The sequence below is a fragment of the Alcanivorax sp. HI0044 genome (assembly GCF_001634945.1).
Window position 1 is genome coordinate 1 of the sequence record NZ_LWEZ01000484.1, and the last position, 1303, is coordinate 1303.

Sequence of the window (1303 nt, forward strand, 5' to 3'; positions counted from 1 at the left end):
GGGGCAAGATGTAGGGGAATACCAGGGCGATTAGCACCAGCAGCGATACGAGCCAGAAGATCGCCTTGTAGCCCGTCCTGACCCGTGGCACGGCACACACCTCTCCCGGCTGGCACTTTTCCACTGGCCGAAAGACGCGACGCCAGGCGAAGAACATCGCCACCAGCGCGACGCCGATAAAGAGCGGGCGATAGGGCTCCAACGCCGCCAGATTGCTGATCCAGGCGCCGGAAACGCCCAGCGTGATCAGCACCAGCGGGCCGAGGCAACACGCCGAGGCCAGGAGGGCCGCGACTCCTCCGGCGGCCAGGGGCCCTCGCCCCGTTTTAGATGTCCGCATTGACGATTCTCCTTTCGGGATGGGGGGAGCTACGATAAGGTTACTTCCGTAGCTTGGTACGGAGTCAAGCATCATGAAGAGACATGCAGATAAAGTGGCGGACACCATGACCATTGGCGGCCTGGCCAAGGCGGCCGGCGTCAATGTCGAGACAATCCGCTATTACCAGCGACGAGGGCTATTATCGGAGCCCGAACGCCCTCCCGGAGGTATTCGACGCTATAGTGCCGCCGATATCGACAGGTTGACGTTCGTGAAAACGGCGCAGCAGCTGGGCTTTAGTCTGGATGAGATCAGTGACCTACTTCGGCTGGAAGATGGCGCCCACTGTCAAGAAGCCAGTGCTCTCGCAGAGCACAAGTTAGGGGACGTTCGCGAGAAGATCGACAGGCTTGAAAGAATTGAGAAGGTGCTGAGCGAAATGGTCGACAGATGCCATGCACAACAAGGCAATATCACTTGCCCGCTAATTGCGTCATTGCATGAAGGGCTCAGAGAAGCAGAAGACCCAAGGGAGTAACTCACCTTCAGTTCGTTGAAAACAACGCGGTCAAAGAGTCGCGATCATCTATGGACCATGTCGACAAGGAAAGTTTGCATGACTAGCTTGCCTGACAACATCCTTCACCTTCCCGAGTACCACGTCCTAGGCACCAAGATGGAAGAGCATGATCTCCACTACCAGGTCGAAGCTCCTGAGCCTCTAGCTTGCGAGGAATGCGGCGTTGAGAGTGAGTTTGTCAGGTTCGGCAAGCGCGATGTGGCCTATCGCGACCTACCCATCCACGGAAAGCGGGTCACCCTCTGGGTGGTCCGTCGCCGCTACACCTGCCGGGCGTGTGGAAGGACGTTCCGGCCAGCTCTTCCGGAAATGGTAGACGATCACCGCATGACGCGGAGGCTTTACAACCACGTCGAGAAGGAAGCCTTCAATCACCCCTACGCCTACGTGGCTGATACCAC

Annotated in this window: 3 protein-coding genes; 2 read left to right on the forward strand and 1 reads right to left on the reverse strand. The window is 58.0% G+C overall.

The genetic code is table 11. From position 1 onward, the window contains the following. Nucleotides 1–340: mercuric ion transporter MerT (gene merT / locus A3730_RS05845; RefSeq protein ID WP_063537700.1), on the reverse strand; the 340-nt coding region annotated here is incomplete at its 3' end. A 73-nt stretch (nt 341–413) separates the two neighbouring features. Here merT and merR point away from each other — a divergent pair. Next, nucleotides 414–860 (forward strand): Hg(II)-responsive transcriptional regulator, encoded by a 447-nt coding sequence (merR, locus tag A3730_RS05850; protein WP_006911920.1) that lies wholly within the window; start codon nt 414–416, stop codon nt 858–860. A 78-nt stretch (nt 861–938) separates the two neighbouring features. Then, nucleotides 939–1303: transposase family protein (locus A3730_RS05855; RefSeq protein ID WP_197477318.1), on the forward strand; the 365-nt coding region annotated here is incomplete at its 3' end.

What these genes read in the sequence shown, in the direction of transcription:
- merR (WP_006911920.1), top strand. Translation starts at nt 414, where the DNA reads ATGAAGAGACATGCAGATAAAGTGGCGGACACCATGACCATTGGCGGC.